Here is a 22,801-nt window from a genome sequence, read left to right on the forward strand (position 1 = left end):
TGGCCGTATGGTGCGGCGGGCCCGCACCGCTTGTGCAGCAGGCGCCCCGGCGAACCGAGTGCCTGATACGCCTAACCCATTGTACTTGAGCGAAATCCATGCGACTCCTTCTGATCGAAGATGACCGCCCCATCGCACGCGGCATCCAAAGCAGCCTCGAACAAGCCGGCTTCACGGTCGACATGGTCCACGACGGCATCTTCGCCGAACAGGCTCTGACGCAGAACCGGCACGAACTCGTGATCCTTGATCTGGGCCTGCCCGGCATCGACGGCATGACGCTGCTCTCACGCTTCCGCCAGAGCAACCGTCACACGCCAGTGATCGTGCTGACCGCGCGCGACGAGCTGAACGACCGTGTTCAAGGTTTGAACTCCGGCGCCGACGACTACATGCTGAAGCCGTTCGAACCCGCCGAACTCGAAGCGCGTATCCGCGCCGTGATGCGCCGCAGCGGCCCGCACGGCGACATGCCGCGTCCGGAAGTATCGCTGGGCGGTGTGCGCCTGTCGGGCGTCGACCGTCGCATCTTCAACGACGACAAGCCGCTCGAACTGTCGCCGCGCGAATTCGCAGTGCTCGAAATGCTGCTGCTACGCCACGGCCGCGTGGTCAGTAAGGCGCAACTGCAGGATCATCTGACGCATTTCGGCGGCGATCTCGGCGATACGGCAATCGAAGTCTACGTGCACCGCGTGCGCAAAAAGCTCGAAGCCTGCCGCGTGGAAATCGTCACGGTGCGGGGCTTCGGTTATCTGTTGCAGGAAATCCGTCAGGCCGCCTGAATCTGCTGGAGCCTGGTGGAAGTGGTTAGACCTCGTGTCAAACGGGCTGGCCAGGCAGGGCCGGAGCTGTTCAGCGGCGCGTCGGCATCTATCCGCACCCTTCTGCATCCGATGCGCGGTACGCAGACATCCGGCCACTTTCCGCGGATCAGGGCGACCTGATCCGCAGTTGATACTCTTCGCGCGTTCGACCATGTCCCATCCGGTCGCGACCAGCCTGCGGCGCTCATTGCTGCGCCGCCTCGCTGCTCCTCTTTCGCTGCTCGCGCTGATGAGCGGGCTCATCGCTTACTGGCTTGCATGGCAGTACACGCAGCATGTCGTCGACCGGTCGCTGGCCGACCTTGCCACCGCTATCTCGAGGCAGGTGCAGATCTCCGGACCGGATGTGCGGATCACCGTACCACCGCTCGCGCAGGCGATGTTCTCGGATCCTGTCGAACAGCTGGTCTACCGGATCAGCAATGGCGAAACGGAAATCGCCGGTGATCCGAAACTCCCTCTGCAGGGCGCCAACGTGCGTCGCATGCACTATGCGTATGTGTTCGAGACGCTGCACGAAGGCACCAGCGTGCGCGTCGCGCAGGTGCGGGTCGATCAGCCAAGCGGCAATCCGATCGTTGTCGAGGTCGGTCAGCCAGTCCATCACCGCTTCCGCATCGCCGCAGAATTTCTCGTCGCCATCATGATGCCGCTGCTGCTGTTGCTACTGGCCGGCTGGGTGATCGTGTGGCGCGTCGTGAACCAGCAACTCAACCCGCTGACCGACCTGGCCGATTCACTGAACCGGCAGACGCACACGTCGCTCGAGCCCGTCGATGAGACTTTCGTGCCGGTCGAAATCCGGCCGCTCACAGGTGCACTGAACGCACTGCTCGAACGCCTTAAAACCGCGCTCGACGCGCAGCGCAAATTCATCGCTGATGCCGCGCATCAACTGCGCACGCCGCTCACCGCCGTGAAACTGCACGCCGAACAGGCGGCTGTCGCGCGCGAACCGAAACAGGTGCTTGCCGCCGTGCGTGAACTGCGCGCGGCCGCGGATCGCGCGGTGCGCCTGTCCAACCAGTTGCTTTCGCTGGCGCGCGCGGAGCCAGGTGAACAGGCCGCCCGCTTCGTGAACGTCGACATGGCCGCGCTCGCGTTCGAGACCGGCGCCGAATGGGTGCCGCGCGCGCTGGGGGTTCATATCGACCTCGGCTTCCAGCGTCTTGACGATCCAGCCAACGATCAGCCGTTGATCGCGCGCGGCAATCCGGTGCTCCTGCACGAAGTGATCGCGAACCTGCTCGATAACGCATTGAAGTACGTGCCGCCCTCCCGCTTCGACGGCGGACGCATCACCGTCACGGTATCGCAGACCGAGATAGACGGGAAGCCGATGGCCGAAATTGCCGTCGAGGACAACGGCGCCGGCGTGGCGCCGAAGCAGCAGGCCGAACTCTTCAAACGCTTCTTCCGCGGCGACGGACAAAGCGACACCAGCGTTGACGGCGGCGCGGGACTTGGGCTCGCAATCGTCCATGACATCATGGTGCTGCACGGCGGCAGCGTGCATTACGAAGACGCACCCGACGGCGGCGCACGTTTCATCGTGCGGATCCCGCTCGTCACTGCCAGTGCGACCAACGCCTGCGATACAGCACGGCGCGCTCCAAAAAAATCGGCGCATCACGCGCCGATCGATATGTGACTGTGTGCCGGGCTGCATTGCGTTGCAGCCCGCCCAGATCATTTCTTCTTCTTTGCTTTCTTATCCGTCTTGTCAGGGGCGGCCAGCATCGTGCCACGACATTTACGCGCGCCGCAGCGGCACTCGTATTCGCGCTTGAGTTTCTTCGTCTGACGCGCGTCGATCACAAGACCGTAGTCATAGAACAGTTCTTCGCCAGCTTCGATCTCGCGTAGTGCGTGGATGTACACGTGCCCGTCGATTTCTTCCGCTTCGCAGTTCGGCGCACACGAATGGTTGATCCAGCGCGCACTGTTACCGTCGACCTTGCCGTCGATCACATGTCCGCTATCCAGTGCGAAGTAAAACGTGTGATTCGGTTCCTCAGGGTTGTGAGGATGACGTCGCAAAGCTTCTTTCCACGAGATCCGCTCACCCTTGTATTCGATCAGGCGCTCGCCGGCTGCGATCGCTTCTGCGGCAAACACGCCTTTGCCGTGCACACCTGAGCGGCGCACGACGATCCTGCGTGAACTCATTGAATGAATCCTTGTGAAGAACTGGAGCTGAACATCCGACTGTCGCCACTCCTGGCACCTTGAACCAGCCGACTTTTTCCGACGCGGATAGCAAACGCGGCGCCCTGGCGGCGCCGCGTGGTCCTGCGACGCTCGTGCGCCACAACCGGCATCGTACACGTTAGAGACGGCTTCGTTCAACCTTGAAAGAAGCGAGCCCACTATCGGGGTGCTGCGTCTTCAACGCTGCCCTAACGTGGTCTCACCGAATAGCGCTTTCTGGTCGCGCGGTTGCGAACGCCAGTATTGCGGCGGTGCTTCGACGGTCGCGCCGAGTTGCGCGGCAGCGTGCCACGGCCAGCGTGGATCGTAGAGCATCGCGCGCGCCATCGCGATCATGTCGGCGTTGCCCTTTTCGATCAGATCGTTGGCATGCTGCGGATCGGTGATGAGGCCGACAGCGATCGTCGTCATACCCGTCGCTTCCTTCACCGCGTCCGCGAATGGCACCTGATAGCCAGGTTCGAGCGGAATCTTCTGCAGCGGCGATACGCCACCGGACGACACGTCGATCCAGTCGCAGCCACGCTTTTTCAGTTCGTGCGCAAAGGCAATCGTGTCGTCGAGGGTCCAGCCGCCGTCCACCCAGTCGGTTGCCGACACTCGTACGCCGACCGGTTTGTCGGCTGGAAATGCCGCGCGCACGATGTCAATGATTTCCAGCGGGAAACGCATGCGGTTTTCACTCGAGCCGCCGTAGTCATCGGTGCGCTGATTGGCGAGCGGCGACAGGAATTGATGCAGCAGATAACCATGCGCGGCGTGCACCTCGATCGCATCGATGCCGAGACGCGCGGCGCGCCGGGTCGAAGCAGCGAACGCTTCCCGGATTCGGTTCAGCCCCGCTGAATCCAGTGCGAGCGGCGGCTCTTCGCCCGCCTTGTGCGGCAGCGACGACGGCGCATGCGGCAACCAGCCGCCTTCCGAAACCGGAATCAGCTGACCGCCTTCCCATGGCACATGACTCGACGCCTTGCGCCCCGCGTGCGATAGCTGCATCGCCACGGGAATGTGAGCATGCTTGCGGATTGCCGCGAGAACCGGCTTGAGTGCCGCTTCGGTGACGTCGTCCCACAAACCGAGATCTCCAGGTGTAATGCGTCCGTCGGGTTCGACGGAAGTCGCCTCGATGCACAGCAGACCGGCACCGGACAGCGCAAGATGGCCAAGATGGATCATGTGCCACTCGTTCGCCTCGCCACGCTCGGCGGAGTACTGGCACATCGGGGACACGACGATGCGGTTCCGAAGCGTCACGCTACGCAGCGTGAGCGGAGAAAAGAGCGCACTCATGGGATTCTCGCGAAGGAAGAGCCGAAGAGCGAACGAGAATAGCACCGTGCCCGATTTACCGCTGGGCGCATGACGCAGACCGCAGCCAAACTGAAATGTCGAGCTACGCGACCTGCTTTTTGCTGGACGTCTGGCTGGACGGCGTGTCGAGACGGCTTGCCCACGATTCGACCTTGCCGCTCGCGAGGCGCTTCGACGCAATCGCGCGCCAGGACGGTGTCAGCGTTTCGAGATTCGCCATGTCTTCGAGCGCCGCACGATCGTCGCGATCGACGTAAAGCACGCGTAGCAGACGCTCGACGGTCCACGCCGGATGAGGGCGTGCAAGCCGCTCGATCGAATCGCCGGCCCCAATTTCACCGGCTTCGAGCACGCGGTAATACCAGCCAGTGCGACGTGTGTCCTGCACCCGGCGCGACATGTCATCCCGATCGAATCGGACGCTGAGCTTCCAGCACGGCTGCCTCGGCTGGGAAATCTGCACGAGCGCGCCGCCGATGCGATACACGTCACCAACGCACACCGTCGTCTCGGTCATTCCTGATGTGCTGAGGTTTTCGCCGAATGCGCCGCGTGCGTCTAGCCGTGTCGAACCGGCCGCACCAATGGAAGCCGCAGCCCACTCGTCGCGCCACACCGCGTAGTGATCGAATGGGTAATGGTGCAGCGCCATTTCTGGTCCGCCGTGGTGCTTACGTTCAGCCTGCTCGTCGCCTTCGAGACCGGTCTCGCCAAGCCACACCCGCCCTTCGACTGGCAATTTGCCGATTGCACTGAGCTTGCCTTTGTCGCCAAGCGGCGCAACGATGCCAGTCAGTACCGCGTCGACGCGATAAATCGCCTCGCTCACACCTTTCCCTCAACCTGATCCAGCCATTCGGTGAACATTTTGCGGGCCGCTTCTTCGAGACGCGGACCGAGCCGCGCCGTATCCGCACGCAGCTGAAGAACACCGCAGCCGTCACTGCCGCCGATCTCCGCTGCATGGCCAATGAGCCAGGGTTCAAAGCGATCAGCGCGGATTTCCGGATGACATTGCAGGCCCAGCACGTGATTGCTCCACGAGAAAGCCTGATTTTCGCAGGCTGGCGTCGAGGCAAGCCGCGTCGCGCCGTTGGGCAGATCGAAGGTATCGCCGTGCCAGTGCAGCATCGATGTCTGTGCACCGTCCAGATGACGGACGGGCGATGCGCGCCCGGCATCGGTGAGCGTCAGCGGACTCCAGCCGATCTCAGACTGCGCCGCCCGATAGACTTTTGCGCCCAGTACGCGCGCGATGAGTTGAGCCCCGAGGCAGATACCGAGGGTCGGCAGCCCCGCAGCAATGCGTCTTTCGATCATCGACACGAGCGGCACGAGCGTCGGATAGCGCTCGTCGTCGCACGCGTTGATCGGGCCACCGAGCACGACCATCAGCGACGGGACGACAGGATCCGGCGCCTCGATACGCGCAAAGCCAACATCGAGATAGCGAACCGGCCGGCTGCGTTCGCCGAGCACGCGTTCGAGGCTGCCCAGATCCTCGAAGTGCACATGTCGAATGGCCAGAACTTCCTGATTCATCGGCACACCCCGCCCTCGAGGTTGACTAAAAAGACGCGTGTGACAGCTTCCTGACAACGAAAGTCACATCACGACAAGACCGGACGGCCTGAAGGCACCCAACACGGCCCTCGACCCGATCCGGCCTTGCAGTTTAGCGGAGTCGGCCTTACTGCGCGAAGATCTTCCAGACCTTTTTCTGCGTGGCGACGTCGGCAGTTTCATGTACCGAACAATCGAGACGCAGATCCGTATCGCCCATATTCAGATCGAGCAGCGCGCAATGGTGCGGCGTCTTCTTCGGATTCTTGCTGGGTTCGAGGTGCGTACAGGTCAGGCACATCCGGTGCGGCGGGATCTGTTCCTGCGCTTCCAGCTGGCGGATCGTCTTGAGCAGCGTGCGATACAGCATCGCCTGCTCCTCGTCGCGCAGCGCGCCGACCGCCTTCGACAGGAAATCCGGCCACTGCGCCGCGCGCTTCGCCGCCGTGCGGCCGCGTGCGGTCAGTCGCACAGCCAGCGCCCGACCGTCGTCCAGCGCGCGGCGCTTTTCGACGAGGCCCTTGCCTTCGAGCGTGCTCACGGCATCGCTCGTTGTCGCAGCGGTCAGCGCCGTTTCACGTGCGATCTCGCCGAGACGCATCGGTCCCTTGCGTTGCATCAGCAACACAAGAATTTCACCCTGGGTCGGCGTGAGACCCGCGCCTTCCGCCCATTCCCATGCCTGGCTTCGCATGGCCGTGCTCAGTCGCAGCAGGCTGTGGGTCACCCGCCCGGTTGCCTGCTCGCCGTATACGCCTTCGCTCATAGTCTTTCGTTCGTTATTGACAGCGTGTCGCTGTGTAGTCGGCCGTCAGGTGGTAAATCACGCCGCCAGCCTGCGTGTGGCCGCCCCGCCCGGGGATCAGGCGGGCCGATTTTACTATCTCAAAAATACCCTGCTTGGCACGCCTGTTCCGGCATGTTGTGCAGCGATGCTCTCCATTTAACGCTGCGGCCATCAACGCAGCTACAGCGCTAAAACCGACATTCTATGCGAGAGCGGCCAATCGTACAGCTAAGTTATCCAATGAGAGTTGTGGATAACCTCTGAATATCTACTGGGACTGCGTGTGTGTGGATTCTTGATAACGTCAGTAGAGGTATCCAGGGCAGCTGAAGTTATCCGGACTTCCGGCGCCCGATACACTCACAATCCGCCTGGTTGTAGTTTACGCAGACCATTGACTTTGCTGGAAAAACTTCAGTTGTCCACAGGGGAAGCCGATGCTTGTTAACTATTACTACATACGTATACGTAAATATTAGAAAAACCTTAGGGATCGGTTGCTGGAAATGGAGAAACGAAAAAAACCCGCAAAAGGCGGGTTTCTTCGAAGACCGTGACGGCCCGAGGCCGGAATTTACGCCCGCCATTGCAGACATTGTTGCCGCACGGCCTCGTGAAGCGACTTTTCTTCGGCAAATACGCCGCGCAACCAGGTCGCATCATTGACCTGTCCGCGCGCGATCGTGCCGATCTCTTGCAATGCCTTACCGGAGCCCAGCACATCGGCGTGCGGCGCAATCCGGTCCAGCGTCGCAATGATGTCTTCGGAAATCGTCCGGCGCTCGCCGGTCTGCGGATCGATGCAGGTGCCCGCAAGGCCAAAGCGGCATGCCTCGAAACGGTTGAAGGTGTAGACGAGGTAATCGTCTTCTTTCGGCGTGAGAGGTTTGTCCAGCAACAGATGGCGTGCCAGCGTCTGGATGTAGCAGGCGATCGCCGCGGCGCGATCAACTGACATCGGCGTATCCATCACGCGCACTTCGATCGTGCCGAAGCCGGGTTTCGGCCGGATATCCCAGTAAAAATCCTTCATGCTGTTCACCACGCCCGTGTGGACCATCTTCGAAAAGTATTCTTCGAAGCTGTCCCACGTCAGCACAAACGGCGCGCGGCCCGACAGCGGAAAGGCGAACACCGAATTCAGGCGTGCGGAATGAAAACCGGTGTCCACACCCTGTACGAACGGCGAGGAAGCAGACAGCGCGATGAAGTGCGGAATAAAACGCGACATCGAATGCAGCAAAAACAGCGCGCTGTTGGGATCCGGACAGCCGATATGCACGTGCTGGCCAAACACCGTGAACTGCTTCGCGAGATAGCCATACAGTTCGGACAGGTACTGAAAGCGCGGTGTATCGACGATTTGCCGCTCGCTCCATTGCTGGAATGCGTGTGTTCCGCCGCCGCACAGTCCGACGTTCAGCCGGTCGGCCGCGGCGACGAGCGTGTCGCGGATCGTGCGCAGATCGGTCAATGCCTGTTCGTGCGACGTACAGATGCCCGTCGACAGCTCGATCATGCTTTCGGTGATTTCCGGCGTGATGTTGCCGGGAATCTTTTCGTCCTTGATAAGCCGCAGCAGATCGGAAGCGGCTTTGGTCAGATCATAGTCGTGGGTGTTGACGATCTGCATTTCGAGTTCGATACCGAAGGTGAACGGTTTCGAATCGACAAACGGTTCGAGTGACATGGCGTCCCTAGGTTACTGGCTCGCCCGACCGGTCGCGTGGATCCGGTCGGCCGTATTCAATGCCGGGTGGTGAAAAAGTGCGACCGCCTATTCTTCGCGCCGCTCGCCGACCAGCGCGAGACTGCGGTAGACAAGCCATGGCCCCACAAGCTGCAGCACGACAATCGAGCACATCACGACGGCGCGCAGCAGCGGATCGAGATTCGGATAAAGATCGTAGGTGTCCTCGACGAGCAGATACGCGAGAGCGGACATGGGCGAAAGCGACAACCCGAGTGCCATACCCTGCTTCCAGTTCAGTCCGCTCGGTTTCGCGAAGGCGAGCACCCCGACCAGTTTGCCGACGAGCCGCGCAACGATCAGCCCGAGCGCGGCCACGCCTCCGAGCGCGATGTCTCGCCATTCGAACGTCGTCAGCGTCAGCACGAACAGAATCACGGTGAGCAGCCAGCCGGCGGTGCCGAAATGCTGCGGCCACAACTGCGGGCGCGCTTCGAGATTTTTCACGATGATGCCGGCGGCAAGCAGGCTCAGGATCGTCGACAGTTTGAACAGATGGGCGATCGCGATAGCCAGCAGTACGAGACCGAACAGCGCGACAAACGAATGCTCGTCCTGCATGTTCATTCGTCGATAGAAGAAATTGCAGGCGCGCGCAAGTGCGTACGCAAGCACCAGCGAACCGATCAACAGATAAAGCGGCTGCAGGATCGTGGCGAGCACATTGCCGTAAATCTCCTGATGCAACCAGCCTGATGCGAGCTTTTCAATCACTACGGCATACATGCTGTTGAGCGCGGTCAATGTCATCAGACGTTGCGTCACCTGGCCCTCAGCTCGCAGCTCCGTTTTGAGCTGAATCACCATCGCGGGCGAAGTGGCCATCGCGATGGCCGCGAGCACCATCGCCACCATGGTCGACACGTGCAGAAACAGCAGAACGGCAAGGACAAGGACAAATGTCAGCGTTGCTTCAGCAATGCTCGACAGGATCAACCAGGGATTGCGGCGAATCCAGCGCAGATCGAGCCGGCTGCCGAGTTCGAAAAGCAGCAGACCGAGTGCGACATTGAGCAGCGGGCCTGCCGCCCTTGCGGCATCTGCATCGATCACACCGAAACCTGCCGAACCGGCGATCAGGCCAATCACCGCGTAACCGGAAATACGCGGCAGACGCCATGCGCGATAGCAGAGTTCGCCACACAGACCGGCCGCGAGCAGCGCGAGACCGGCCCAGAAAATTGCGTCGGGCGCGAGTGGCCAGGCTGGAAAAAATGAAAACGCCGACTTCATCGTGGTGGCTTCTCCTTTTGCAGCAACGGCAAGCAGCGCGAACCGGCAGAAACGCCGGCGACGGGATAAACACGTTGCGCCAACCAGCGTTGCGAGTTGAACGATCGGGTGAAAACTGAACGAACGCGCAGGAACCACAGGACTGCGAGCGGCGAGTCTGCGCGCGGCGTTAAAGCTTGCCAGACACGTGCGTATGAACGCCGTCGACCTGTGAATCAGATTGTTGTCGACGGGTAACCGTTCCGTTGTTGCGCACGCTGGTCAAACAAGGCATGCGCGTGGGGGAACGGCGATTGTGCCATAGCTTTTTCGCACTCGACCGAAAACACTGCAACATGCGCGCAAAGCGGTAAAAACTGACGTCATCTTCGCAGGAGCAGGAAAAAACGACCGTTTGTAGAGAACTGCGCGGCAGTGAACAGACAGACGCAGTCGTATCGATGTAGCCAGGCTGGTCGAATTTCGTTTTCGCCAAATGACGGTTTACAGCCCGCCCTTCTTGCCGATGACGGGCGGGCTAGCCCTTGGTTTACATGTTTACCTGTATGTATACGTAGTAATAGTTAACAAGGGCACTGCGTTTCTGTGGATAACATCGGTTTACCACGAGGAATCAGTCGCTTGCAGAACGCATAACCGGATGCATAGCGTGTGTGGCTGGCGCGCGCTGCCGAGAATAACTTTTGGGACCCAGCCAGGGGCGCGCGGGTTACCCCGTTTACGTCCACATCGATTCCACATCAGTTGCGCCTGCTTTCCACGGTGTTATCCACAGCCGGGCGTGGATAACTTTTGCTGGTCAGCCGACGCTGCCGTGACGTAATGCCCTAAGAAGAAAGCGTGCAGGGTCGATCGCTTCGGAGAGGTCCCGTTCTATGGGCCACGGTTCGCCTTCGATTTGCGAGGCGATGAGTTCCGCACCCAGTGCCGCCCATACAAGACCGCGTGAACCGTAGGCGAATGCTCCGTGCAGGCCGTAGGCGCGCGGGAGATCGAGTGGCCAGGCGCCGCGCAGACGGTCGGCTTCACGGGCGGCCGCATTTTCGTCAGCTAGCGTGCCGATTATCGGCAGACGGTCGCTGGCGACGCAGCGAAACGCGACGCGTCCGCCCAGCATGGCGATTTGCTGCGGGTCGATCGCGCCGTTGAGCGTCGGCAGCATCTGCCCGATACGCGCAAGATTCTCGGCGTGACCGGGTGCGCGCAGCGAAGGGTCGGGATCGTCTATATCGTAGGTCGCGCCGGTGAGCGCGATGCCATTGGCTAGCGGTACGACGTAACCCTCACCGATCACCGGAATGTGTAAACCTGACACGATGCCCGCGGGCAAAACTGTCAACTGGCCGCGTACGCTGCGCGTCGACGCATAGTTGAGACCCGCGACGCGCGCGGCGTCGTGCGCGTTCGCAACGATGACAATGGGCGCCCGAGCGACGAGCTGGTTAGCGTCGTCGAATACATTCCAGTCTTCGCCGGATCGTTCGATGCGCGACACCTGCACACCGAAGCGTCGTTCAAGTTGCCCGCCTGCAGCGGCGCATTGTGCCGCGCAAAGCGACGCGGGATCGAGCCAGCCACCGCGCGGAAAAAACCAGCCACCGTTTGCCACGTCGATGTTCGCGATACGTCGCGCCTCTTCGCGCGACATCGGCACAACGTAGTCCGGGGGATAGGCAAACGACGCGAGTGCCCCAGCCATCGCTCGCGATTCTTCGTCGCTGGCGGCTAGCTGAAGCAGGCCCTCTGGACCGCGTGTCAGTGGTTGACCTGCGCGCTCGAGCGTACTCCAGCGCTGCAACGCGTACAGAAATCCGGCTCGCGTGATGCGCGACGCGACGCTGTCGTCTCGCGAAAGCATCGGATGAAACACGCCTGCCGGATTACCCGACGCGTCGCGCGCTAGCGCGTTGTGACGCTCCAGTGCTGTCACTCGCCAGCCGCGTGCGGCGAGTCGTTCGATCACTGCACAGCCGGCGAGGCCGGTGCCGATCACGATCGCATGACGTTCGCCGACGGCGAGCGGCAACGGCGGTTCATGTCGACGTACCCGCCAGCGCGGCGCAAAGCGGCCGACCAGCATCGCGCGTTTCCAGCCGAAGCCATCGACTTTTTTATACTCGAAGCCGCTTCCCTGGAGCGCGCGTTCTACGTCGCCGGCACTGGTATAAGTGGCGAACGTGGCGCCATCGCCCGCGATCCTGGCGAGCTGCCTGAAGATGACCGGCGTCCACAACTCAGGATTTTTCGCGGGAGCAAAGCCATCGAGATAGAACGCGTCCGCGCGTAACCAGAGCGACGGCAAAGTTTCTGTTGCATCACCGAAGACCAGCGTCAGCGTGATGCGCCCACCTTCGAATTCGAGTCGGTGCGTGCCGGGCACAAGCGTTGGCCACGCATCGACGAGCATTTGCGCAAGCGCGGCGATCGATGCATCTGCAACGGTCGCTTCGTATGCACGACGCAGATCCGCCTGCAAAAACGGGTGTTTTTCGGTCGACACGAAATGCAGACGTTCGCAACGGGCGGGGTCGGCTCGCCACGCTGCCCAGGTCATCAGAAAGTTGATGCCCATGCCGAAGCCGGTTTCCATCACCGTGAAAACGCGCCTGCCCTGCCATCGTTCAGGCAGGTCGTTGCCGCGGAGAAACACGTGTTCGGCCTGCGCGAAGCCGCCTACTGCGCTGTGATAGATGTCGTCGTAGTGCGGCGAGAAGGGGGTGCCGTTGTCGCGAAAAGCAAGATTGGCAGGAGTCAGCGGCTCGGTCATGAGGGTAAAAATGAGCGTTCGAAGCCAGGTTCGCCAGTGCAGAAAGCCCTTGTTACAAGGGTTACACGGCAGTACGTGAGGACAGAAGCGTTGGCAAAAACCAACGCTAGCGGGCCTTTCAGGGCAGCTGGCACACCTGCTTCGGTGGCCTCAAACCCCAAATCCACCGAAACCTTACTGGATAAGGCGAAGAACCGTGTAATTCTTCGAAACCCTTGTCCTGATTGGGTTTGCGCTGCGCTATCATAGCAAGCGCCGCACAGGGAAGCGGCAGCGCGGCCGTCGCGTAGTATGCTGCGCGGCGCGTTTGTCCGGAGCGTTCCGGCACCGTCGCTGCTCGACGGCGCGGCACGCGCACGTATAATCGGCGCGTTCGCGCTGTTCGTGTCAACCTAAACCAGAAAGGAACCTTAATGAACAAACAGGAACTGATCGACGCCGTCGCAGGTCAGACGGGCGCCAGCAAAGCTCAAACCGGCGAAACGCTGGACACGCTGCTTGAAGTAATCAAGAAGTCGGTGTCGAAGGGTGACGCAGTCCAGTTGATCGGCTTTGGCAGCTTCGGTTCGGGCAAGCGTGCGGCACGTACGGGCCGCAACCCGAAGACCGGTGAAACCATCAAGATTCCGGCCGCGAAGACTGTCAAGTTCACGGCCGGCAAGGCGTTTAAGGACGCAGTCAACAAGCGCTAAGCACCTTGTGCTTTGTTGTTGACGCCCGCCACAGGCGGGTTTTTTTTTCGTCCGCGTTTTTGTTTGAGCTTGGGTTTGCGCTGGCGTTTGCAGCGCTGTTTACCTTGGCGTTCGCGTGATTGCACGCTAAGGCAACTCCGCCGGCAAGGCGCGATCTCTTGATCGATGGATGCCGGCGGCAAGTTTTTTAGCTAACCCAACTTTCGCTATTCGCCCGTCGATTCCAGTGTTTTTCACCGATTTCTGATATGGCTGCCTCGGTAACTCTTTGATTTGTCGTGTGAGTGCGCGCGGGGGATTGGCAGAATCGCTTGTAGTGAAGACCTTGGTCCTTGGCAGTCGTACGGCGAGGATCCTACACTGGCCGAATGTTCCTCAAGCGCACACAGCGGATCAAGGACGGCAAGACGCACCAGTACTGGAGCGTGGTGGAGAATCGGCGTCTGTTGAATGGCAAGGTCGCGCAGCGCCAGGTGCTGTACCTGGGCGAGATCAACGACAGTCAGCAACTCGCCTGGCGCAAGACGATCGAAGTGTTCGACGAAGGCGCCAAACGCCAGGTTGCGCTGTTTGCGGAAGGTGCGCAGCCGGCAGATGACGCCAAGGCAGTGGGCGTGCGGTTGAGCGAGTTGCAATTGAAGCGCCCGCGGCAGTGGGGAGCGTGCTGGCTGTCTTGCGTGCTATGGCAGCAGCTAGGCCTGGACGCATTCTGGTCGGCGCGCCTGCCGGCTTCACGCAAAGGAACGCGCTGGCTGCAGGTGTTGCAGACCCTGGTGGCGTATCGGCTGATCGATCCGGGCTCGGAATGGCGTCTGCACCGGCACTGGTTCACGTCAAGCGCGATGGCGGATCTATTGGAAGCCGACTTTGCGCTGGCCGGCAAAGATACGCTGTATCGTTGCCTGGACAAGTTGCTGCCGCACAAGGACACCTTGATGCTGTTTCTCAAGCAGCGTTGGGGCGAACTGTTCGGCGCCTCGTTCGACGTGCTGCTATACGATCTGACCAGCACCTACTTCGAGGCCGACACGCCGCGGGAAGCACCGGACAAGCGTCAATACGGCTATAGCCGCGACAAGCGCGGCGACTGCCGGCAGGTCGTGATCGGCCTGATTGTCACGCCGGAGGGCTTTCCCCTGAGCTACGAAGTGCTGGCCGGCAACACCGCAGACTGCACCACGCTGTCCGATCTGCTCAAGCGTATCGAGACCCGACACGGCAAGGCCAATCGGATCTGGGTCATGGACCGCGGCATCCCAACAGAAGAGACGTTGGCACAGATGCGCCAGATGGGCGCCTTTTACCTCGTAGGCACACCTAAGGGTCGCTTGAGCAAGCTGGAGCAGTCATTCCTCCCAGCGCCGTGGGAGCATGTCCGGGAAGGGATGCAGGTCAAGCGCCTGCCCCTGGAGAGCGAAACGTATGTGCTTGCCGTGAGCGAGCAGCGGATCGGCAAAGAACGTGGCATGCGGCTGCGCCGGCTCAGGCGCTACGTGGAAAGGCTCAGGCAGTGCCGTACGCAAAGCCTCACACGCGACCAGCTACTGATGAAAGTGGGCGCGGCCAGGCAGGACGCCGGGCGAGCCGCGAGCCTGATCAGACTGACATTGCCACAGAGCCATGAAGTCGTCACGCCGGACACCTTCCGCTTTGAACTTGACCGTAAGAAATTGCGTCAGGTGCGGCACCGCGAAGGCCGTTATCTGTTGCGCACCAACCTCTCGAGTCACGACCCGGCGCAGCTTTGGACCTTCTACATTCAGCTCACGGAAGTCGAGCAGGCGTTCAAGGAACTCAAGCATGATCTGGCTATCCGACCGATCTACCATCACAAGGAAGAGCGCATCGAAGCGCACATCTTCGTGGCCTTTCTGGCGTATTGCCTGCAGGTCACGCTCAAATACCAGCTCAAGCGGGCCGCGCCAGGTTTGACACCCCGAGCGGCGCTGGAGAAATTCAGGACCATGCAGATGGTCGATGTTCATCTGCCCACCACTGACGGGCGCCATCTGATCCTGTCGCGCTACACGCAGCCGGAACCCGAACACCGTCTCCTGCTCGACCAGTTAGGTCTCAAGCTGCCCGCGCAGCCACCGCCGAAAATCACCGCCCAGCCATCGCCAATCGTCCCTACGCGCGCCCACGCCCTGTAGTGAAGACCTTTGCCGGCGACACCTTTTAAAATCAATTACTTAGCCTAGGCAAACACCGCGAATAGCGAAAGTTGGGCTAAGTCTACCGCGAGGTTTTTTCAGCTGGCCGGCATGCGCCGGTCTAGTGACGGTGATGTCCATGACCGTGATCATGGTGATGGTGATGGCCGGTTTCATCCTCGCCGGCTTCGTGATCGTCTTCCGGATCGAAGTCCCATGCCGGAAACGGATCGGCAAATTGCTGCCATGCGTCAACGCCCAAAGCATATTCATCGTCGGTCAACAGACACGCATCCAGCTTTGCGCGCCACGCGGCCGGATCGATGTCGACGCCGATCATCACCAGTTCCTGGCGACGGTCGCCGATGGTGAAATCGTCGAGGTCGCCATACCAGTCGGCGGCAATTTCAGCCATCAGTTCGTCGTCGTCGTGTGGCCACTCACTGCGATCCTGCGCAGCCCACCACATGCCGGCCGGACCATGCCGGCATGCACCGCCCGCCTGCGAGAGCGAGCCGCCAATCTCGTTGCGCGTCGCAAGCCAGAAGAAACCCTTGCTGCGCAGCACGCCCTTCCATTCCTGATGCAGCAACGTCCACAGACGTTCTGGATGAAACGGCCTGCGTGCGCGATAGATGAAATTCCCAATGCCGAATTCATCGGCTTCAATATGGTTCTCGTGCCCAGCATGTTCGTTCAGCGCAACGAGCCAGCCCGGTGAACCCGAAGCCTCATCGAAATCGAATCGCTTCGTATCGAGAACCTCGGTCAGCGGCACGTCGCCAAAGCGGCTCACCACCTGCACCGCGCGTGGATTGATGCGCGCGAGGATGCGCTGCAAACGCGTGAGATCGTCGACGCCGACCCGATCCGCCTTGTTTACGACGAGCACATCGCAGAATTCCACCTGTTCGACCAGCAGCTCAACGAGCGTGCGGTCGTCCTCTTCGCTCGCGGCGATACCAAGCTCCGTGAGCGCGTCGGCGCGAGCGTAGTCGCGCAGAAAGCTGGAGGCGTCGATCACGGTCACCATCGTGTCGAGCCGCGCGACATTGGAGAGCGGCATGCCGTCGTCGTCCGCAAAGGTGAGGGATTCGGCGACCGGCATCGGTTCGGCCACACCGTTCGATTCGACGAGGATCGCGTCGAACCGACGCTCGCCACCCAGACGGCGGATCTCGGTCGGCAGGTCGTCGCTCAGGGTGCAGCAGATGCAGCCGTTCGACATCTCGATCCGCTGCTCGCCGGCTTGCGACCGGGTGGCGGCGTCGCGCACGAGCGTCGCGTCGATTTTGACCGCAGCGAGATCATTGACGATCGCCGCGACGCGCAGGCCTGCGTGGTTCGCCAGGATGTGATTGAGGAGCGTGGTCTTGCCCGCACCCACAAAACCGGAGAGCACGGTGACGGGCAGTGGCGGCTGGTTCATCGCAGTAGGGAAAACATGGGAAGAAAGGGGCATGCCTGGCGCAAACAGGATGCAGGCCGATGGCAGCACGAAGCCGCATTGTGCATCAAACGCGATGGCGCCGCCTGCGCGCATCTGCAGGAGCGTGGACTGATGCCTGAGGAGGTTGGATCAGCGGGTGGTCCGCAGCAGGTTCCACTTTTCCAGGATGCCTGCGATCTGCTTCGAATACTGGTCGCGCAGTAACGGCGTCTCTGAATGATATGCGCCGACTGCCTGCCAGGTGTTACCGTACTTGTTCATCTTCTGACGCAGATGCCACGCCGCGATGTAGACATTCTTACATGGCTCCATCAGCGTTCCGGTAGAAATGCCGTACTGGGACAGCGTGGCGAGATGGATCGAATTGATCTGCATCAGGCCATAGTCCGTTGAACCATTGGCGTTCTTGTGAAGCGCGTCGGGCCGGTTGTGCGACTCCTGCCATGCAATTGCGCGCAGGATCAGCGGATTGACCTTCTGATAGCCGGCGGCCTCGTCGAAACAGTCGGCGCGTGCGGACGCCACGGCGAACCATGCGCACAATCCCACGACAACAGTGATGACGGCCTGTCTCATCGGTCAAGATGACTAAGCAAAAAAGTGAAGAAGCGACCCTGCAACCAGCTTGCAAGATGTCGCCCGATATCGGGAAAACCCGTGTCCGGCGCATTGAGCTATTGCTTCGAACCGTCCGTATGATACTGGCAGCACGTCAAGCGTCAAAGTTGGCTAACCGACATAAGAATGCTGAATAGGGATCCGCGTTTTGCCTGGGGCGCCGTTTGCGGTGGCTCGCGTGCGAGGCTTTCAGTAATATGACGGATGCGTCGAATTCCAGAAAGAACTCACGGTGCCGAGCCCTTTTGTGACAATTCCGACATGAAAAGCTGCTACTGTTCACATTTTTCGGACATCGGGCGGCCTGCATCCGCGATCCCCGGGACTCGTCAGGGCGAAGGGGTTGCACCCGGCCAGGATGTCCACTGCGCATGACCGTCGGCGGCGACTGCCGTCGGCATCGACATAACACTCCATGAGAAGAAACCGTATGGCTCTGCGTCGCGTCGCGACGGCGCTGCTGATTGCCGGGTTGATCACCACGCAGGTTGCTCATGCACAGGTGACCCTCAACTTTGTCAACGCCGACATCGATCAGGTCGCCAGGGCGATCGGCGCGGCAACTGGCAAAACGATCATCGTCGACCCGCGGGTGAAGGGGCAACTGAATCTCGTGTCCGAGAACGCGGTCCCTGAGGACCAGGCGCTCAAGACCTTGCAATCCGCTTTGCGGATGCAGGGCTTCGCACTGGTTCAGGACCATGGCGTACTGAAGGTAGTACCTGAAGCCGACGCGAAGTTGCAAGGCGTGCCGACCTACGTCGGCAATGAGCCGGCGGCACGCGGCGATCAGGTCGTCACGCAGGTTTTCCAGCTAAGAAATGAATCGGCGAACAATCTGCTGCCGGTGCTGCGTCCGCTGATCTCGCCGAACAATACGATTGCTGCGTATCCCGCGAACAACACATTGGTCGTGACGGACTACGCCGACAATGTACGGCGCATCGCGCAGATCATTTCGGGTGTGGATACGGCTGCCGGGCAGCAGGTCGAAGTCGTGCCGCTGAAAAACGCGAACGCACTGGATATCGCCACGCAGCTTTCCAGGATGCTGGATCCGGGCGCCATCGGCAGCGCGGACACGACCCTCAAGGTATCCGTCACCGCCGACGCACGCACCAATTCGCTCCTGCTGCGCGCTTCGAATGCCGCACGGCTTGCAGCGGCGAAGACGCTTGCGCAGAAGCTCGATGCTCCGACAGCCCAGCCCGGCAACATGCACGTCGTGCCGCTGCGCAATGCGGATGCGGTCACGCTTGCCAAGACCTTGCGCGGGATGCTGGGTAAAGGTAGCGACACCGGCTCGTCGGCCAGTTCGAGCGAGGCGAATTCGTTCAACCAGAGCGGCGGCTCGACGGGGGGGAGCAACTACTCGACGGGAACTGCGGGCACGCCGCCGCTGCCTTCGGGGCTCAGCACCTCATCGTCGTCCTCGTCGATGGGCGGTGGCGGAGCGTCGGGCTCGACTGGCGGTCTCGGCAGCGCGGGTCTTCTCGGCGGCGACAAGAAGAGCGAGGACAACCCGCCAGGCGGGATGATCCAGGCGGACGCGGCCACCAACTCGCTGATCATCACGGCGTCGGACCCGGTGTACCGGAACCTGCGAGCGGTGATCGACCAGCTCGACGCCCGGCGCGCGCAGGTCTATATCGAAGCGCTGATCGTCGAGCTGAGTGCGACGACGAGTGCCAATCTCGGGATTCAGTGGCAGGTCGCGAACGGCAACCTCTTTGCCGGCACCAACCTGACAGCAGGCGGCGCCGGCAACAGCATCGTCAATCTGACTGCGGCGGCGGCGGGAACCGGTGGCACCCCCGCGGCGCTGGCGGGCCTCGCGCAGGGGCTCAATATCGGCTGGATACACAACCTCTTCGGCGTACAGGGGCTCGGTGCCCTGGTGCAGGCACTCGCCCAGTCTAACGACGCGAACATACTGTCGACGCCTAACCTCATCACGCTCGACAATGAGGAAGCCAAGATCGTGGTTGGCACGAACGTGCCGATCCAGACCGGTTCGTATTCGAACCTGACGAGCGGTGCCACAAGCGCGGCGTTCAATACCTTCGACCGCATCGACGTCGGGTTGACGCTGCACGTCAAACCGCAAATCACCGACGGCGGGATTCTCAAGCTGCAGCTCTACACCGAGGACTCGGCAATCGTAAACGGCACGAACGTCGCTGCGACCAACCCGGCGGGCCCGGAATTCACCAAGCGTTCGATCCAGTCGACGGTGCTCGCCGATAACGGCGAGATCATCGTGCTCGGCGGCCTGATGCAGGACAACTACCAGGTGAGCAATAGCAAGGTTCCGCTGCTGGGCGATATACCGTGGATCGGCCAGCTGTTCCGCTCGGAAGCGAAGACCCGCACGAAGACCAACCTGCTGGTCTTCCTGCGCCCCGTGATCATTACCGACCGAAATACCGCGCAGGCCGTGACGGCGAACCGCTACGACTACATCCAGGGCGTGCAGGGTGCGTACCGGTCGGACAACAACCTGATCAAGGACAAGGACGATCCGGTGGTGCCGCCGATGCCGGTCGGCCCGAGCCAGGGTGGCTCCGAGTTGAACCTGTTCGATCTCGACCAGATGCGACGCCAGCAGATGACGCCGCCACCCGCTGCTCCGGCGAGCGGCGCGGCCGGAAGCGTCGCGTCGCCAGGAGCCCATCCGTGACGCAGGCGGGCGCGCAGGCAACCCCCAACGATCCGGTCCACCCGGAGAAGGGTGCGCGCGAGGCGCCCTCGCCGCTCGCCGCCCGGCTCGTACCCTACGGCTTCGCGAAGAGCGGGCAGATTCTCGTCGCGCATCAACACGCGGACGGTCTCGAAGTCTGGATCAGCGAACGCACGACCGACGCCGCGCTGGCTGAAGTCGCACGAAATTTTGGTGCACTCTCGGTCATGCGGATTCACGCCGACGAGCTCGCCCAGGCGATCAATCAGGCCTACGCACGTCAGGATGGCAGCGCGGCGCAGGTGGTCGGTGAAGTCGAAGGCGAAGTCGATCTGTCGCGATTGATGCAGGAGATTCCCGAAGTCGAGGATTTGCTCGAATCGGAAGATGATGCGCCGATCATCCGTATGATCAACGCGCTGCTGACACAGGCGGCGCGCGAGCAGGCCTCGGATATCCATATCGAGCCGTTCGAAAATGCGTCGGTGGTGCGGTTTCGCGTCGACGGCACGCTGCGCGATGTCGTGCGGCCGAAAAAGGCGCTGCACGGCGCGCTGATCTCGCGGATCAAGATCATGGCGCAGCTCGATATCGCTGAAAAACGTCTGCCGCAGGATGGCCGGATCACGCTGCGCGTGGGCGGCCGGCCGGTCGACGTGCGCGTCTCCACGCTGCCGACCGGACATGGCGAACGCGCGGTGCTGCGTCTTCTGGAAAAGGATGCGACCCGCCTGAATCTCGAGGCACTCGGCATGGCCACCGACACGCTCGCGAAATTCGACAGGCTCATCAGCCGGCCGCACGGCATCGTGCTCGTCACCGGCCCGACCGGTTCGGGCAAGACGACCACGTTATATGCATCGATGTCGCGGCTCGAAACCGCGACGACCAACATCATGACGGTCGAGGATCCGATCGAATACGACCTCTCCGGCATTGGCCAGACGCAGGTCAACGAACGGATCGGCATGACCTTTGCGCGGGCGCTGCGCTCGATTCTGCGTCAGGATCCGGACGTCATCATGATCGGTGAAATCCGCGATCTGGAAACCGCGCAGATTGCCGTGCAGGCCTCGCTGACCGGCCATCTCGTGCTGGCGACGCTACACACGAACGACGCCGCGTCGGCCGTCACGCGTCTGACCGATATGGGCGTCGAGCCGTATCTGCTGGCGTCGTCGCTGCTCGGCGTGCTGGCGCAGCGGCTCGTGCGCAGGCTGTGTCCGGTGTGCAGGGAAGAGCGCGTCGAAGACGGCGACGATGAACCCGGCGACGACAAAGGGCACGCCCGCTGGCATCCCGTCGGCTGCGAAAAATGCGGTCATTCCGGCTACGCGGGACGGCGCGGCGTGTATGAACTGCTGCTGATCGACGAGCAGATCCGCTCGCTGATCCACCGCAACGCAGCCGATGCGGAGATTCTCGCAGCAGGCCGCGCGCAGGGTATGCGTACCCTGCGCGAGGACGGCGACCGCTGGCTCGCATCGGGCATGACGTCGCTGGAAGAAGTGATCCGCGTCACGGGCGGAGTGTAAGCGCATGCCAGCCTTCCGCTTCGAAGCGATCGATGCAGCCGGCAAGGCGCAAAAAGGCGTCCTCGATGCGGACAGCGCGCGCGGTGCCCGCACACAGTTGCGCACGCAGGGTCTGACGCCGCTCGTCGTCGAACCGGCGGCGACGCGCACGCGTGGGCAGCGCAATCAGCGTCTGGCGCTCGGCCGGCGCCTGTCGCAGCGCGAACAGGCGATTCTCACGCGCCAGCTGGCGAGCCTCCTGATCGCCGGGTTGCCGCTCGGCGAAGCGCTTTCCGTGCTCACCGAGCAGTCCGAGCGCGACTACATCCGCGAACTGATGGCGGCGATCCGTGCCGAAGTGCTCGGCGGCCATTCGCTCGCGAACGCGCTGGCGCAGCATCCGCGCGATTTTCCCGAGATCTATCGCGCGCTGGTATCGGCGGGCGAGCATACCGGCAAGCTCGGTCTCGTGCTGTCGCGCCTTGCCGACTACATCGAACAGCGCAATGCGCTGAAGCAGAAGATCGTCCTCGCATTCACGTACCCGATGGTCGTGACGATCATCGCGTTCGGCATCGTCACGTTTTTGTTGAGCTATGTCGTGCCGCAGGTCGTGAACGTCTTCGCGAGCACGAAGCAGCAACTGCCGATTCTCACCGTGATGATGATGGCGCTGTCCGGTTTCGTGCGGAACTGGTGGTGGGCAGTGTTGATTGCGCTCGTCGTGGTGTCGTATGTCGTGCGCTCGATTCTTGCGCAAGCCGGGCCGCGCCTCGCATTCGACCGGTGGCTGCTCACCGCCCCGCTGCTCGGCAAGCTCGTACGCGGCTATAACACGGTGCGCTTTGCGAGCACGCTCGGCATTCTGACGGCGGCTGGCGTGCCGATCCTGCGCGCGCTGCAGGCCGCCAGCGAGACGCTCAGCAACAAGGCAATGCGCACCAACATCGACGACGCGATCGTGCGGGTACGTGAAGGCACGTCGTTATCGCGCGCATTGGGCAATACGAAGACGTTTCCGCCGGTGCTGGTTCACCTGATCCGCTCGGGCGAAGCAACGGGCGATGTGACGACGATGCTCGACCGCGCCGCCGAAGGCGAAGCGCGCGAGCTCGAACGGCGGACGATGTTTCTGACGAGCCTGCTCGAGCCGTTGCTGATTCTTGCGATGGGTGGCGTGGTGCTCGTGATCGTGCTGGCGGTGATGATGCCGATCATCGAATTGAACAACCTGGTGCAATAAGA

The 22,801-nt window shown here is 61.6% G+C and carries 17 protein-coding genes; 7 read left to right on the top strand and 10 right to left on the bottom strand.

Going from position 1 to position 22,801, the window contains the following annotated elements; translation table 11 throughout:
- The first annotated feature begins 98 nt into the window (after positions 1–98).
- Complete coding sequence (locus B0G77_RS06665) at positions 99–785, top strand: response regulator transcription factor (protein ID WP_133661401.1); 687 nt, start codon at positions 99–101, stop codon at positions 783–785.
- 193 nt (positions 786–978) lie between these two features.
- Positions 979–2,478, top strand: a complete 1,500-nt coding sequence (locus B0G77_RS06670) for a sensor histidine kinase (RefSeq protein WP_133661402.1) — start codon at positions 979–981, stop codon at positions 2,476–2,478.
- A gap of 38 nt (positions 2,479–2,516) precedes the next feature.
- On the opposite strand, the gene B0G77_RS06675 is transcribed toward B0G77_RS06670, so the two are convergent.
- The 8 genes from B0G77_RS06675 to mnmC all read right to left on the bottom strand — a co-directional run bounded on the left by B0G77_RS06675 (position 2,517) and on the right by mnmC (position 12,449).
- Positions 2,517–2,996, bottom strand: coding sequence for an SET domain-containing protein-lysine N-methyltransferase (locus B0G77_RS06675; RefSeq protein ID WP_133661403.1), 480 nt, complete (start codon positions 2,994–2,996; stop codon positions 2,517–2,519).
- Positions 2,997–3,215: 219 nt separating this feature from the next.
- Positions 3,216–4,328, bottom strand: coding sequence for an NADH:flavin oxidoreductase/NADH oxidase (locus B0G77_RS06680; RefSeq protein WP_133661404.1), 1,113 nt, complete (start codon positions 4,326–4,328; stop codon positions 3,216–3,218).
- A 103-nt stretch (positions 4,329–4,431) separates the two neighbouring features.
- Positions 4,432–5,178 (bottom strand): MOSC domain-containing protein, encoded by a 747-nt coding sequence (locus tag B0G77_RS06685; RefSeq protein WP_133661405.1) that lies wholly within the window; start codon positions 5,176–5,178, stop codon positions 4,432–4,434.
- The gene (locus B0G77_RS06690) at positions 5,175–5,891 is read right to left on the bottom strand and encodes a glutamine amidotransferase (protein ID WP_133661406.1); all 717 of its coding nucleotides are present in this window, start codon (positions 5,889–5,891) and stop codon (positions 5,175–5,177) included. The genes B0G77_RS06685 and B0G77_RS06690 overlap by 4 nt, the downstream gene beginning before the upstream one ends.
- 148 nt (positions 5,892–6,039) lie before the next feature.
- Complete coding sequence (locus B0G77_RS06695; protein WP_133661407.1) at positions 6,040–6,678, bottom strand: MarR family winged helix-turn-helix transcriptional regulator; 639 nt, start codon at positions 6,676–6,678, stop codon at positions 6,040–6,042.
- A 595-nt stretch (positions 6,679–7,273) separates the two neighbouring features.
- Positions 7,274–8,389, bottom strand: a complete 1,116-nt coding sequence (locus tag B0G77_RS06700; RefSeq protein ID WP_133661408.1) for a YbdK family carboxylate-amine ligase — start codon at positions 8,387–8,389, stop codon at positions 7,274–7,276.
- A gap of 87 nt (positions 8,390–8,476) precedes the next feature.
- Positions 8,477–9,682 carry a cation:proton antiporter gene (locus B0G77_RS06705; protein ID WP_133661409.1) on the bottom strand — a complete coding sequence of 402 codons (1,206 nt, stop codon included), beginning with the start codon at positions 9,680–9,682 and terminating at the stop codon, positions 8,477–8,479.
- A gap of 799 nt (positions 9,683–10,481) precedes the next feature.
- The gene (gene mnmC, locus B0G77_RS06710; protein WP_133661410.1) at positions 10,482–12,449 is read right to left on the bottom strand and encodes a bifunctional tRNA (5-methylaminomethyl-2-thiouridine)(34)-methyltransferase MnmD/FAD-dependent 5-carboxymethylaminomethyl-2-thiouridine(34) oxidoreductase MnmC; all 1,968 of its coding nucleotides are present in this window, start codon (positions 12,447–12,449) and stop codon (positions 10,482–10,484) included.
- 413 nt (positions 12,450–12,862) lie between these two features.
- Between mnmC and B0G77_RS06715 the strand changes: the two genes are divergently transcribed.
- Together B0G77_RS06715 and B0G77_RS06720 are read left to right on the top strand one after the other, a co-directional pair.
- Entirely contained in the window at positions 12,863–13,141 is a 279-nt protein-coding gene (locus tag B0G77_RS06715; protein WP_006050811.1) for an HU family DNA-binding protein, read from the top strand.
- Positions 13,142–13,509: 368 nt separating this feature from the next.
- Entirely contained in the window at positions 13,510–15,294 is a 1,785-nt protein-coding gene (locus tag B0G77_RS06720; protein WP_133661411.1) for an IS1634 family transposase, read from the top strand.
- A 121-nt stretch (positions 15,295–15,415) separates the two neighbouring features.
- Here B0G77_RS06720 and B0G77_RS06725 read toward each other — a convergent pair whose 3' ends face one another.
- Both B0G77_RS06725 and B0G77_RS06730 read right to left on the bottom strand, forming a co-directional pair.
- Positions 15,416–16,723, bottom strand: a complete 1,308-nt coding sequence (locus tag B0G77_RS06725) for a GTP-binding protein (RefSeq protein WP_133664057.1) — start codon at positions 16,721–16,723, stop codon at positions 15,416–15,418.
- Positions 16,724–16,873: 150 nt separating this feature from the next.
- On the bottom strand, positions 16,874–17,320 hold the full coding sequence (locus B0G77_RS06730) for a lytic transglycosylase domain-containing protein (RefSeq protein ID WP_133661412.1): 447 nt from the start codon (positions 17,318–17,320) through the stop codon (positions 16,874–16,876).
- A 457-nt stretch (positions 17,321–17,777) separates the two neighbouring features.
- Here B0G77_RS06730 and gspD point away from each other — a divergent pair, with 457 nt between their 5' ends.
- From gspD to gspF, 3 genes are read left to right on the top strand one after another with little or no spacing between them, the layout of a single operon-like run.
- Positions 17,778–20,042, top strand: coding sequence for a type II secretion system secretin GspD (gene gspD / locus B0G77_RS06735; RefSeq protein ID WP_133661413.1), 2,265 nt, complete (start codon positions 17,778–17,780; stop codon positions 20,040–20,042).
- The gene (gene gspE / locus B0G77_RS06740) at positions 20,039–21,577 is read left to right on the top strand and encodes a type II secretion system ATPase GspE (RefSeq protein WP_133661414.1); all 1,539 of its coding nucleotides are present in this window, start codon (positions 20,039–20,041) and stop codon (positions 21,575–21,577) included. The genes gspD and gspE overlap by 4 nt, the downstream gene beginning before the upstream one ends.
- A gap of 4 nt (positions 21,578–21,581) precedes the next feature.
- A complete protein-coding gene (gene gspF / locus B0G77_RS06745) occupies positions 21,582–22,799 on the top strand; it encodes a type II secretion system inner membrane protein GspF (RefSeq protein WP_133661415.1) in 1,218 nt (405 codons plus the stop codon).
- The last annotated feature ends 2 nt before the right edge of the window (positions 22,800–22,801 follow it).

It is taken from the genome of Paraburkholderia sp. BL10I2N1 (assembly GCF_004361815.1).
In the GTDB taxonomy this organism is placed as follows: Bacteria; Pseudomonadota; Gammaproteobacteria; order Burkholderiales; family Burkholderiaceae; genus Paraburkholderia.